We start from the raw sequence: 13137 nt of genomic DNA, 5'->3' as shown, positions 1-13137 counted from the left end.
CTCCAAGAACCTGACCGCTTTCAGGTCAGTGGTCCGGAATTCGGACCACAGCCCGGGGAGACCCGGACCTGATCTCGGACCTTTGGCGAGAAATCGGCCCGGAAACGGGCCTGGCACGCCCCCTGCTGGGGTCCCACGGCAGTTCGCGGCCCACCGGGGCCTGACGTACAACCTGCCAACCCCACCGAGGACCAGATGGCCGAGCTCTTCATCCACCGGGGCAAGACCCCCCTCCTTCGCCTCCCCATCGATCGCGACCGCCTCCTCCTGGGCTCGGGCTCCGACTGCCACCTGGTCCTGCCCCGGGAGGCGGCGCCCCGTCAGCAGGCCGAGCTTCGCTTCGGTGACGAGGGCTGGAGCCTCCACAACCTCACCCCCGAGGGCACCCGCCTCGACGCCCGGACCGTCCAGGAGAGCGCGCCCCTCACCGACGGTGCGGTGATCGGGCTGGCCTCCGACTGGACCGTGGTCTTCCGCCTCGGCGAGGCCACCAGCCCCGGCGAGACCCGCCGCCGCGCCGGCTCCGGGAAGACCCGGGCCCTCCCCGACCCGCTGCCGCGCAGCCAGGCGGGCGAGCTCGTGCTGCGCTGGCGCCGGGGGGACGAGAGCGGCAGCCGCCCCCTGGGGGAGGGACCGCTGACCCTCGGCAGCGACGAGGGCAACGACCTCGTCCTCCCGGATCCCTTCGCCTCGGCCTTCCACGCCCGCCTCCTCTGCCGGGAGGGGGGCTGGTGGCTCGAGGACCTCGACTCGACCAACGGGACCACCGTCGGCGGCCTGCCGGTGGAGCGGATCGGCCTCGAGCCGGGGGCGGTGGTCCGCATCGGCGAGACCGAGCTCTTCCTGGAGCGCCCCGAGGACCGCGCCCTCGCGGGCCGCTGGGGCATCCTCACCCGCCACCCCGCCCTCGAGCAGGTCCTCGATCAGGTCGAGCGGGTGGCTGCCTCCGAGGCCACGGTGACCATCTTCGGGGAGTCGGGCTCGGGCAAGGAGCTGATCGCCCGCGCCGTGCACCTGGCCAGCCCCCGCGGCGAGGGGCCCTACATCCCGGTGAACTGCGCGGCGATCTCCAAGGAGCTGATCGAGAGCGAGCTCTTCGGCCACGAGAAGGGCTCCTTCACCGGCGCCCACCACCACCGCCGCGGCGCCTTCGAGGAGGCCATCGGCGGCACCCTCTTCCTCGACGAGGTCGGCGAGCTCCCCCTCGATCTCCAGGCGAAGCTGCTCCGGGCGCTGGAGCTGAAGGAGATCCGGCGGGTGGGCTCCAGCAAGCCCATCGAGGTGGACGTCCGCATCGTCGCGGCGACCAACCGCAACCTCCAGCAGGAGGTCGAGGCCGGCCGCTTCCGCGAGGACCTCTTCTATCGCCTCTTCGTGGTGCCCCTCACCCTTCCTCCCCTGCGGCAGCGTCCGGAGGACATCGAGCTCCTCGCCCGCTACTTCCTGCTCAAGGCCGCGCCCGTCGCGCCGGCCCCCGAGCTCTCGGCCGGGGCCCTCGCCCTCCTGCATGGCCACCCCTGGCCGGGCAACGTGCGCGAGCTGAAGAACACCCTCGAGCGCGCCCTGCTCCTGCGCGAGGGGGTGGACATCGAGCCCGGGGACATCACCTTCGCCGCCGCCTCCTCGCCCACCCTCGCCCCGGACGCCATCTCGGTGACGAACAAGACCCTCGCCGAGATCGAGCGCGAGGCCATCCGGGTCGTCCTCGAGGCCATGGGCGGCAACCGCCGCAAGACCGCGAAGGTCCTGGGCATGGCCCGCTCGACCCTCCAGGTCCGCCTCAAGGAGATGGGCCTGGTGGGGATCGAGGGCGAGGACTGACCCTGCGCGGCCGCGGGGCAGGCCGCGGCGCCTACTCGCCGACGACCTGCACGGTCTGCTCGAGGAGCCCCGGCTCCTCGACCGGCGCCCGGGCGTAGCGGCGCTGGTACTGCTGGAAGCCCGCCTCGTCCTTCACGACCTCGCTCTCGCCGTGCACCGGCTCGAAGGCGGCGACCTTCCGGTCCTTCACCCAGACCACGAGGTCGCCCGGCGCGGCCTCGCAGGCGCCCCCGGCGCTCGCGGGCTTCTCGTCGGGCCGGACGCGGAAGACCCAGCGCTCGACCTCCTCCTCCTTGGCGCTGCAGTCGGCGCCGCCGAGGACCCGCAGCAGGTTGAGGCCGTCGCTGCCGGGCCGCAGGTTGTCACCCGCCATCCGCAACACCGGCCGCTTGTCGTCGCCCGCCGAGCCGCCCACGTCCATGAAGGACATGATGGCCAGCGCGGCTCCGGCGAGCCCGGCGACCGCCAGCGTGAAGAAGACGGCCATCCCGATGATCTTACCCCCGCCCATCGCTCTTCCTTTCTAGTCGAGGAGCTCGACACCCTCGCCCCGGGTGATCCGGAAGCGGTGGCCCGCCGGCAGGTGGACCACCTGTGGCTCGCTGCCCGCCTCGGGCCAGTGAATCGTCAGCCGGGCCTCGCAGTCGACGCCCAGGCCGAAGTGCTGGACCAGGTCGTGCTGGATGCCGCCCTGCCCGTGACCGCCGTCGATCTGCCGGACCTGGGCGCCGCTCGCCGTGCGCAGCTCGAGGCGCGCGCCGATGGCCCGGGTGTTGGGCAGGGTTGGATCGCGCAGCTCGATCTGCAGCCAGTTGCCGTCCTGGCCGATGACGTTCTCGAAGGCCCGGATCTCGAAGGTGGAGTAGCACTCCCCGTAGCAGCGGGCGCTGGAGTGGCCCACCACGATGTCGAGGTCGCCGTCGCGATCGAAGTCCGCGACCGCCATGCCATGGCTGCGCAGCTGATCGATCCCCTCGCCCACCGGCACCTCGTCGAAGACCCCGGAGGCGTACTGCTGGTAGAGCAGCCCGTGGGTGCCCGGGTAGTCCGAGTCGCCGACGTAGAGGTCGATCCGCCCGTCGTTGTCGAAGTCGAAGGCGGCGGCGGTCATGTCGCCCTCGTTGAAGTCGGGCTCGGAGTGCTGCCGGAAGAGACCGGTCGGTCCCCGCCCCGGCCGCACGAAGCGCAGCGGCGCCTCGCCGGAGTTCACCAGGATCTCGCTGCGGTCGGAGCTGCCGCCGACGTCCCAGTGGACGATCTCGGTGGTGAAGAGATCCATCCGGCCGTCACCGTTGAGGTCGGCGCAGACGGTCGTGCCCGAGTTGCCGCCGAGGCGGAAGGGCTCGCGGTCGGTGGGGTGGTTCCAGCGGAAGGCGTCGGCGTCGGTCCGGCAGTTGATCAAGGTCGGACGGGGGACCCCGGCGCAGTCCTCGTCCGAGGGGTGGAGCTGACAGTGGCAGCGGGCGCTCTGGTTGTCGGTCCAGTCCAGGTCCTCGTCGAAGGCGTAGCCGGAAGCAACCGAGTGGTTGGCGAAGGTGATGCTGCCCTCCTCCCCGGGCTGGTTCAGCCAGAGGTGGTTGGGCGCCCGGCCGTAGGAGGAGGAGAGCAGCTCGCTGTAGCCGTCGCCGTCGAGATCGCAGGCCAGGGTGCTCCAGGAGTTGGTGTGGGCCAGCCCCGCGTTCACCGTGGCGGCGTCCATCCAGGGCAGGGTGAGCAGCCCCTGCCGATCGGTGGTGTCGGGGAGCTCGTCGGTGCCCAGCCCCAGGTAGAAGCGATCCTGCTCGGGGGTCCCCACGAAGAGATCGACGCGCCCGTCGAGGGAGGCGTCGAGGAAGGTCGCCCCCACCGGGTTGCCCTCGTCGCCGGCGTGGCGGGCGGGGTTGGCCTCGGCGCCGAGGGTGAAGCCCAGGGCGCCGTCGCCCAGCATCAGCTCGGCGGTCTCCGCGCCGCCGTTGGGGGCGCCGCCAGCGGTGTAGGCGTCGAGGTGACCGTCGCCGTTCACGTCGGCGAAGATCACGATCTCGGCGGGCCGGGTGCGGGTGGCGTCCCCGTCCCGGCGCCGGAAGAGGCCCGTGGCCTCGGTGACGTCGACGAAGGAGACCCCCGAGGCGTCGCCGGTGTTGTGCAGCACCCAGACCAGCTCGACGTCGGGGTTCGAGGCCTGGGCCGCCTCGTGATCCCCGATCTTGCGGACGACCAGCTCGGCGCGGCCGTCGTCATCGAGGTCCACCGCGCCGAGGCGCTGGCCGGTGACGCCCATGCCCTCGAGGCCCCACTCGGCCAGGCGGAAGGCCTGCGCCCCGGGGAGATACATCGCCCCGGCGGTGCAGGCCGCGGGCAGATCGTAGATGCAGTACTCGCCGGCGGGATCCCAGCGCTCGTACTCGGCGCAGTCCGCCGCCGGGTTGCCCGCCGGGATGCAGGTGCCCGCGGGACCGCAGACCTGGTAGGGGCCGCACTCGCCGCAGCGGGGGGGCGGCGGATCGCCGCTCGGCTTCCGCGGACAGCCGGGGAGGAAGACCAGGGAGAGCGCCAGGGCGAGGAGGATCCGCTTGCCTTGCTTCATGGTGGTTCTTTCGCCTATGCCTTCGCTACCGATGACGACGACCTGCCCCCAGTGCGGAGCGCAATTGGAGACCAGCGGCGCAGTGCAGGTCGTGGTCTGCGAATACTGCAACGCCTACAGCCTCGTCTACCAGGGCGAGCTCTCCCTGGCCGGAAAGGTCGCCCCCCTGGCCGAGCTCCCCTCCCGCCTGGAGGTGGGTCGGACCGGCCAGCTGCTGGGCCGCCCCTTCACCGCCCTGGGGAGGGTCCGCTACGACTACGAGGACGGCACCTGGGACGAGTGGAGCCTCTTCTTCGAGGACGGCAGCCTCGGCTGGCTGCAGGACGACGAAGGTGAGCTGACCTTCTTCTCGGAGCGGGTGCAGCTCGGCCCGCCCGGCGAGCTGGGCCTGGACCTCGGCAGCGTGGGCCTCGGCGCCACGGTCTCGGTGGAGGGTCGCCCGGTCTTCGTCAGCGAGCTCGGCGAGGCCTCCCTGATCGGCGGCCAGGGCCAGATCACCTCCTACCTCTCGGTGGGAGAACACTTCGACTACGTCGATGGGGTGCTGGACGGCCAGCAGGCCATCGTGATGGCCACCGCCCGGATGACGGTGCTCTTCGTCGGCCGGGCCCTCGAGGCCCAGGACCTGACGGTCTGATCTCGAACAGGAGGATCGAAATGCGTTCCACCCTTCACCGCGCCCTCTTCGTGGGTGTGGTCTCCATGCTCGTCGCGGCCCCCACCTTCGCGCAGACTCCCGAGCCCGGCACCTTCGACGGCCTGCTCCGCGGCGTGATCGGCACCGTGGTCTATGGCGTCCTGGGCATCCTGCTCGCCGTCCTCGGCCAGAAGGTCTTCGAGTGGACGACCCCCTTCTCGGTCCGCAAGGAGCTGGAGGAGGACCACAACACCGCCGTGGGCATGGTGATGGCGGCGATGACGCTGGGCATCTCGATCATCATCGCGGCGACCATCCTCTCCTGAGGGACGCCGCGTAGGCTCGATGGCCGCCAGGAGCATCACCTGCACCAACTGTGGTGCGCCGCTCGAGGTTCACAACCCCCGGGCCAAGATCTGCGTCTGTCAGTTCTGCGGCGCCCAGCTGGATCTGACCAGCCCCGACTACGCCTTCCTCGGGGTGGTGCAGCGCGACCCGCTGATCGCTCCGCTGCAGGTGGGTCAGATCGCCACCGACGACGACGGAACGAAGTGGCGCATCCTGGGGCAGATCCGCTTCGAGGAGGACGGCTTCCACTGGGACGAGTGGCTGCTGCAGGCCGAGGACGGCCGCTCCTTCTGGATCCAGTACGACGACGGCCGCTTCTCCTTCTACACGCCGCGGCGCCTCACCGAGCCGGTCGATCCCCTCGAGTGCACCGGCACCTTCGAGCTCGGCGGCAAGAAGCACCTCTGTCGTGACTTCGGCGCCGCCTCGATCCAGCGCATCGAAGGCGAGCTCACCTGGAAGGCCGCGGTGGGTCAGACCGTGCGCTGGCTCGACGCCCGCGAGGTCGCCATGGAGTGGACCGAGCGCGAGCTCGAGATCTTCGACGTGGCCCCGGTCTCCAAGGGCCGGATCGTCCAGCTCTTCGGCATGACCCGGGCCGAGCTGGAGGCCGGCTGCTACCTCCAGGAGGACGGCGACGACTGGGACTCCGACGACGACGGGGAGGACGTCCTCGATCAGCTCGGCGTCACCCCCCCGGTGAAGGCGATGATCTACCTGATCATCGTGGCGGTCATCGTGGCCTTCACGATCATGGACGAGTGCGGCGGCATCGGTGGCTACCACCGCGGCGGCTACAGCAGCGGTGGCTACTCCTTTGGCAAGTGAGGCGCCCGCCCCCTTCGGGCGGGTCGAGCGCCGGGAGGCCGGCGCCCTCCTGGCCGCTGTGGGGGTCGCCGCGACCAGCGGCATCCTCTACGAGCTGCTCCTGGGTACGACCGCCTCCTTCCTCCTGGGCGACTCGGTCACCGAGTGGTCGCTGACCCTCGGGGTCTTCCTGGCCTCGATGGGCGTGGGCTCCTGGGCCTCCCGCTTCGTCCGCAGCCGGATCCTCGGCTCGCTGATCGCCGTCGAGGTGATCGTCGCCCTGGTCGGAGGCTACTCGGTGCTGGCCCTCTTCGGCGTCTTCGCCGGGGCCACCCACCTCGCCCGCCTGATGCTCTACGCCTGCATCCTGGTGGTCGGCGGCGGGGTCGGCCTCGAGGTGCCGCTGCTGACCCGGGCCTTGCGGCGCTACGGCGAGCTCCGCCTCGTGCTCTCCAGCGTCCTGGCCATCGACTACGGCGGCGCCCTGCTGGCGAGCGTCCTCTACCCCTTCCTCCTCTACCCGAAGCTCGGCCTCGCCCGCACCGCCCTCTTCGCCTCCCTCTTCAACCTCCTCGGCGCGATCCTGATCCTCCTGGCCTACCGCCGCGAGGCCGGGCTGCCGCGCCGCCTCGTCGCCGCGGTGGGCGCGGCCTTCGCGCTGGTGGTGATCGGGCTCGGCGCCGCCACGACCCTCACCAGCCTCATCGACGAGCGCCTCTACCGGCCCGAGGAGCTGGTCTACGCCGAGCGCAGCCCCTACCAGGCGCTGGCCCTCACGACCCACGAGAGCGGCGAGGCCTCGCTCTACCTCAACGGGCACCTGCAGTTCTTCACCGGCGACGAGGCGCGCTACCACGAGCCCCTGGTGCACGTCCCCCTCGGGCTCCTCGAGGCCCCGCGGCGGGTGCTCATCCTCGGCGGCGGCGACGGGCTGGCCCTGCGCGAGGTGCTGCGCCACGAGGCGGTCGAGGCGGTCACCCTGGTCGACCTCGATCCGATGGTCACCGACCTCGCTCGCCGCCACCCCCTCCTGCTGAAGGCGAACGAGGGGGTGCTCGCCGACGAGCGGGTCGAGATCGTCAACACCGACGCGCTCCTCTTCCTGCGGGAGGCGGGCGAGCGTCGCTTCGACGCGATCCTGGTGGACCTCCCCGACCCCTCGACCCCGGAGCTGGCCCGCCTCTACTCGGTGCAGTTCTACCGGCAGGTCGCCGCGCGCCTGGCGCCGGGCGGGGTCGCCGTCACCCAGGCCGGCTCGCCCTACTTCGCCCGGAAGGCCTACTGGTGCATCGAGGCGGGGCTGCGCGCCGCCGGCCTCTCGACCTTGCCCTACCGGGTGAACGTGCCGAGCTTCGGCGAGTGGGGCTTCGTCGCGGCGAGCCGGGAGGCGAAGCTCGATCCGGCGCGGATCCGGCTGCCCCGCGAGGGCCGCTTCCTCACCACGGAGACCCTGCCCACCCTCTTCGTCTTCCCGCCGGACCTCGCCCGCCTGGAGGTCCCCCCGCACACCCTGATGTCGCCCCAGCTGCCGGCCCTCTTCGAGGCCGGCTGGCGCACCCACCTCTTCTGAAGGCACCCGCCGCCGTGAGGGTGGTCCGCGGGCGCGGGGTGCGCCCTCAGCCCTCCAGGCTCTTCTTGAACGAGCGCGCTCCGCCCAGGCCGAGCTTGAGCATGCGGCTCTTGGCGGTGCTGGGGTTGAGGCCGAGGAGCTCCGCGGCGCCCCCCTTGCCGTAGAGCTTGCCGCCGGCGCGGCGCAGGGCCGCCTCGAAGTGCACGCGCTCCATGTCGGCGAGGCTCGGGAAGGGCTCCTCGCCGGGGGCGGCGGCCGGGGTGGGCACCTCGGCGGCGCCGGGCTGCAGGGCACCGATGTGCAGGGGCCCGGCCTGCCCCGAGACGATGGTGGCGCGCTCGAGCACGTTGTAGAGCTCCCTCACGTTGCCCGGCCAGGCATGGGCCCGGAGGCGCGTCAGGTCCGGGCCCGACACCGTCCAGGGACCCCGGCCCGTCTGCTGCTGCAGCTTGTCCAGGCAGGCCTCCACCAGCACCGGCAGGTCGTCCACGCGCTGTCGCAGGGGCGGCACCACCAGCGGGAAGACGCAGAGGCGGTAATAGAGGTCCTCGCGGAAGCGCCCCTCGGACACCGCCTCCTGCAGGTTCACGTGGGTGGCGGCGATGATGCGCACGTCCACCCTCACCTCGTCGTCGCTGCCCACCGGCTGGAAGGCGCCCTCCTGCAGCACGCGCAGCAGCTTGGCCTGCATCTCGAGGGGCAGCTCGCCGATCTCGTCGAGCATCAGCGTGCCGCCGTTCGCCACCTGGAAGCGGCCCAGCCGATCCCTCACCGCGCCGCTGAAGGCGCCCTTGGTGTGGCCGAAGAGCTCGGTCTCGATGAGGCTCGGCGGCAGCGCGGCGCAGTTCACGGTCGTCATGGGGCGGTCGTGGCGGCGGCTCCAGCCGTGGATGGCGCTGGCCAGCACCTCCTTGCCGGTCCCCGTCTCGCCGGTGATGAGCACCGGCGCGTCGCTAAGCGCGACCTGCCGGGCCAGGCGCACCACCTCGCGCATGCCCGGGCTGGCGCAGGCCTCGACGAGGTCGGTGGCCCGGCTGCGCCCGGGGTCCGCCGAGAGCAGCAGCGCGTTCTGCTCCTGGAGCTGCGCGCGCAGCCGCAGCAGCACCGAGGACTGCTCCGCGTAGTTGAGGGCCAGGCCGATGAGGTGCCCGTAGACCGTGCCCAGCCGGACGATCTCGTCGCTGTAGGTCTCGCACTGGACGCGGTCCAGGGTGAGGATCCCCAGGTCCTCCTCGTCGGCGTAGAGCGGCACCACCATGCAGGAGTGGCCGTGGGGCAGGGCCAGGAGGTCGTCGTAGATGTCGCCGCTCTCCCGGTGGTCCGCCTCGGTGAAGGCCCGCGCCTTGCGCTGGTGCAGGAGCTCCTTGACGGCGGGGGCGTTCTCCAGGTTCAGCCGCAGCTCGGCGATCTCCGGCCGCGCCAGCGGCCCGCGGTACATGCGCGGCTTGAGCTCGTCCACCCCGCTGAACTCCATGACGGTCGCCAGGTCATAGGGGATGACGCTGGCGAGGGCGTCGAGGGCGTCGCTGAGCAAGGCCTCGATGCGCTCCGGCCGGGCGGCCAGGCGCATGGCGCGCTCCAGGTCCGTCCGGTAGTCGAGGGTTCGCTTGGTCTCCATCGCCTCCAACTACCACGAAATATCGCCACCTGGCGACCAGGATCACGAAATCGCGCGACACCGAACGCCAGATTTCGCGTTCGCCCGGAGGGGCGGGATCGGCGAGATCGCGCAACAGCCTGGAATGAGAATCATTTTCCAAAAGTAGCGATCTTGGCACGGCGGCTGCTCTGGAGCGCTCCAGGGTGCTCCATTTTCGGAGCAGCGGGATGCAGGGAGCCGCCGTGTTCAGCAAGCGCTTCGATCAGAGGGTCTACCTCGCACTGGCGACCGTGGTTGGCTCGGTCGTCCTGGGCCTGGCCCTGGGGGTGTTCTCCCTTTGGCCCTCGCGGGTCGAGAGCGGCTACACGCCCTCCCAGCCGATCCCCTTCAGCCACGAGCTGCACGCCGGCACCCTGGCCATCGACTGCCAGTACTGCCACTCGAACGCGTCCAAGGGAGCGCACGCCACCGTGCCCGCGCTCTCCACCTGCATGAACTGCCACAGCAAGGTGCAGACCAAGACGCCCGCCGGTGACCTCAAGCCGGGCCTGGCGACGCTGCTCCAGCACTGGGAGCGCGGCGAGCCGGTGCTCTGGACCAAGGTCAACGACGTGGCCGACTTCGTCTACTTCGAGCACTCGCGCCACGTGAACTCCGGCCTCCGCTGCCAGGAGTGCCACGGCCCGGTCGAGCAGATGACCCACCTGCGCCGGGAGCACGCCCTGAAGATGGCCTTCTGCATCGACTGCCACAGCCAGGCGCCCGAGGCCGAGGCGCCCGCGGCGGCCCCCACCGCCGACACCGTCCCCCAGCCGGCGAGCGGAACGCGCGCGCCCACCACCTGCACCACCTGCCACAGGTAGCGCCATGAGCGACCGCAACCACCCGGACCCCCGAACGCCGCGCCCGGAGCTGCCCGTCCTGCAGACGCACGCGGAGCGCCTCGCGCCCCCGGCGGAGGTGAGCCGGCGCGGCTTCCTGCAGCTCATGGGCGCCTCGGCCGCCCTGGCCCTGGGCGCGACCGGCTGCGACCGCAAGCCCCGCCGCACCATCGTCAGCCGGGTGAGCGCCCCCGAGTTCCAGAAGCCGGGTCAGGCCCTGCACTACGCCTCCACCTGGACCGACGGGCCCCTGCCCTACGGCATCCTCGTGAAGACGGTGGACGGGCGCCCGGTGAAGATCGACGGCAACCCGGAGCACCCCGTCGCCCGGGGCGCCTCCACCGCGGCCATGCAGGCGATGATCCTCGGCCTCTACGATCCCGATCGCCTGCAGAAGCCGGCCCTCGAGGGCGGCGAGGTGAGCTGGGAGGAGGCCGACGCCCACGTGGCCCGCGCCCTGCGCGAGGCGCGCAAGGTCTTGCTCCTCACCCGCTCCCAGCTGGGCCCCTCGGAGCGCGCCCTCATCGGCACCCTGCGGGAGCTCGTGCCGGGCCTCCAGCACCTGGTGCACGAGCTCGTGCACGACGCCCCTCGACGTAGCGCCTGGGCGAAGCTCTACGGCAGCGACGGCGAGGTGGTGCCGGATCTGGCCCGGGCCAAGGTCATCCTGAGCCTCGACTCGGACTTCCTGGCGCACGACGGGGCGGTCCTGGCGAACATCCGCGGCTTCGCGGCCGGCAAGCGCGTGGACGACGCCAATGCGCCGGCCAGCGATCCCAGCCGCCTCTACGTGGTCGAGTCCACGATGACCCTCACCGGGTCCAAGGCGGATCACCGCCTGCGCCTGCGCCCCTCGGCGGTGCCGGCGCTGCTCGCGGCCCTCGAGGGCGGGGGCGACGCCCTGCGACGCCTCGCCGGGACCCACGGCCTCGACCCCCGCCTGCTCGAGGCCCTGCACGCCGACCTCCTGGCCCACCCCGGTCAGGCCCTGGTGGTGGCGGGCCCCCGCTTCCCCGAGGCCGTCCACGCCCAGGTGGCGCGGCTCAACGAGCGGATCGGCGCGCACACCTCTCTGCTGCGCTGGGATCCGGAGCCCGCGACCCTGCCGGTGACCCCGCCCGAGGCCATCGAGGCGGCGGCGGCCGAGGCGGACCTGGTCCTGGTGCTGGGCACCAACCCCGTCGAGGACGGGCTGAAGATCGACGGCAAGCGCAGCGTGGTCCACGCGGCGCTCCCCACGGCCACCGCGATGGCGGCGAGCGTGCGGCTGCCCAGCTGCCACAACCTGGAGAGCTGGAACGACCGCCGCTGGGGCCAGGCGGGAGAGAGCCTCTGCCAGCCGGTCATCGCGCCGCTCTTCGAGAGCCGCCAGGAGGCCGAGAGCCTGCTGCGCTGGACCCAGGCCGTGGCGCCGGAGGGGCACCCCGTCAAGGGCTTCGAGGACTGGCACGTCTACCTGGCGCACCGCTTCAACGGGGGAGACCCCACCCCGGAGAGCCAGGCGCAATGGTTCGACACCCTCAAGCTGGGCGGCCGCTTCGCGCCCGGCCTGCAGCCGCTGCCGCCGCGCAGCGGGGACCTCCCGGCGACGGTCGCGAGCACCGCGTCCTCGGGTCTGGAGGCGGTCATCCTCCCCCACTCCGGCCTCTACGACGGCCGGGGCGCGAACAACGCCTGGCTGCAGGAGCTGCCCGACCCCGTGAGCAAGGTGGTGTGGGGCGGCGTCGCCGCGGTGGGCGTCGCGACGGCGCGGCGCCTCGAGCTCGCCGAGGGCGACGAGGTCGAGCTGAAGCTCGGAGACCACACGGTGCGCCTGCCGGTGCTGGTCCAGCCAGGCAACGCCGACGGCGTGGTGGCCCTGACGCTGGGCCACGGCCAGAGCGGCGGCGGGGTGGCCCGGGAGGCTGGCGGCACGAACGTGGCCCCCCTCCTGGCCTCCCTCCGTGGCTTCGCGCCCTCCTGGGCCGGCGCCCTGCAGCTGAAGCGCACCGGCGAGGGCGAGCGCCCCGTCCGCACCCAGGAGACCTTCGATCTCCACCACCGTCCCATCGCCATCGACGGCACCGTGGAGCAGTTCCGCACGGACCCGCGCTTCGTCGATCACGCCCGGCACGTCCCCGAGGCCGTGCGCCAGTACCCGCCCAAGGACTACGCGCAGGGCAACAAGTGGGGCATGAGCATCGACCTCAACGCCTGCGTGGGCTGCAACGCCTGCATGGCGGCCTGCCAGTCCGAGAACAACATCGCCGTGGTGGGCCGCGATGACTGCTCGGTGGGCCGCGACATGCACTGGATCCGCGTGGACCGCTACGAGGAGGTCGGCGAGGACCCGGACGACGTCACCGTGCACCAGCAGCCGATGCTCTGCCAGCACTGCGACGACGCCCCCTGCGAGAACGTCTGCCCGGTGAAGGCCACCACCCACAGCCCCGAGGGGCTCAACGAGATGGCCTACAACCGCTGCGTGGGCACCCGGTACTGCTCCAACAACTGCCCCTACAAGGTGCGGCGCTTCAACTACCGCCGCTACCAGGAGAAGCGCACCAGCACGCCCCTGCTGGAGCTGGTGCACAACCCGCAGGTCACGGTTCGCGGCGTGGGCGTGATGGAGAAGTGCACCTTCTGCGTCCAGCGCATCCAGGGTGCCAAGTACACCGCCAAGAACGAGGGCCGGCCCCTGCAGGACGGCGACGTGCAGACCGCCTGCCAGGTGGCCTGCCCGGCGCAGGCCATCCACTTCGGCGACGTCAACGACGCCGGGAGCGAGGTGGCCCAGAAGAAGTCCGGCCCGCGGGGCTACCACGTCCTCGAGGAGCTCAACGTCAACCCCAACGTCACCTACCTCGCCCAGCTGCGGAACCCGAGTCCCAGCGTGCCGGGCGACGAGGGCGGCGAAGAGCACTAGAG

General features: G+C 71.9%; 10 protein-coding genes. 7 read left to right on the top strand and 3 right to left on the bottom strand.

Going from position 1 to position 13137, the window contains the following annotated elements:
- Positions 1-195: 195 nt before the first annotated feature.
- A complete protein-coding gene (locus P1V51_13585; protein MDF1564075.1) occupies positions 196-1821 on the top strand; it encodes a sigma 54-interacting transcriptional regulator in 1626 nt (541 codons plus the stop codon).
- A gap of 31 nt (positions 1822-1852) precedes the next feature.
- Here P1V51_13585 and P1V51_13580 read toward each other — a convergent pair whose 3' ends face one another.
- A complete protein-coding gene (locus P1V51_13580) occupies positions 1853-2332 on the bottom strand; it encodes a hypothetical protein (protein MDF1564074.1) in 480 nt (159 codons plus the stop codon).
- Positions 2333-2344: 12 nt separating this feature from the next.
- The gene (locus tag P1V51_13575) at positions 2345-4387 is read right to left on the bottom strand and encodes a VCBS repeat-containing protein (GenBank protein MDF1564073.1); all 2043 of its coding nucleotides are present in this window, start codon (positions 4385-4387) and stop codon (positions 2345-2347) included.
- Positions 4388-4418: 31 nt separating this feature from the next.
- Between P1V51_13575 and P1V51_13570 the strand changes: the two genes are divergently transcribed.
- The 4 genes from P1V51_13570 to P1V51_13555 are packed head-to-tail and all read left to right on the top strand — an operon-like array spanning position 4419 to position 7749.
- On the top strand, positions 4419-5024 hold the full coding sequence (locus P1V51_13570) for a DUF4178 domain-containing protein (protein MDF1564072.1): 606 nt from the start codon (positions 4419-4421) through the stop codon (positions 5022-5024).
- Positions 5025-5044: 20 nt separating this feature from the next.
- The gene (locus P1V51_13565) at positions 5045-5350 is read left to right on the top strand and encodes a DUF350 domain-containing protein (protein ID MDF1564071.1); all 306 of its coding nucleotides are present in this window, start codon (positions 5045-5047) and stop codon (positions 5348-5350) included.
- 19 nt (positions 5351-5369) lie between these two features.
- Complete coding sequence (locus P1V51_13560; protein ID MDF1564070.1) at positions 5370-6200, top strand: DUF4178 domain-containing protein; 831 nt, start codon at positions 5370-5372, stop codon at positions 6198-6200.
- Positions 6190-7749: a polyamine aminopropyltransferase gene (locus P1V51_13555; GenBank protein MDF1564069.1), complete on the top strand. Its 1560-nt coding sequence runs from the start codon at positions 6190-6192 to the stop codon at positions 7747-7749. Before P1V51_13560 ends, P1V51_13555 begins: the two co-directional genes overlap by 11 nt.
- 46 nt (positions 7750-7795) lie before the next feature.
- On the opposite strand, the gene P1V51_13550 is transcribed toward P1V51_13555, so the two are convergent.
- On the bottom strand, positions 7796-9367 hold the full coding sequence (locus P1V51_13550) for a sigma 54-interacting transcriptional regulator (GenBank protein MDF1564068.1): 1572 nt from the start codon (positions 9365-9367) through the stop codon (positions 7796-7798).
- A 224-nt stretch (positions 9368-9591) separates the two neighbouring features.
- Between P1V51_13550 and P1V51_13545 the strand changes: the two genes are divergently transcribed.
- Both P1V51_13545 and P1V51_13540 read left to right on the top strand, forming a co-directional pair.
- The gene (locus P1V51_13545) at positions 9592-10212 is read left to right on the top strand and encodes a cytochrome c3 family protein (GenBank protein MDF1564067.1); all 621 of its coding nucleotides are present in this window, start codon (positions 9592-9594) and stop codon (positions 10210-10212) included.
- A 4-nt stretch (positions 10213-10216) separates the two neighbouring features.
- The gene (locus tag P1V51_13540; protein MDF1564066.1) at positions 10217-13135 is read left to right on the top strand and encodes a 4Fe-4S dicluster domain-containing protein; all 2919 of its coding nucleotides are present in this window, start codon (positions 10217-10219) and stop codon (positions 13133-13135) included.
- Positions 13136-13137: the final 2 nt, after the last annotated feature.

This window comes from Deltaproteobacteria bacterium (assembly GCA_029210625.1).
Classification (GTDB): domain Bacteria; phylum Myxococcota; class Myxococcia; order SLRQ01; family SLRQ01; genus JARGFU01.
This window is presented reverse-complemented; position numbering and strand designations above follow the sequence as displayed.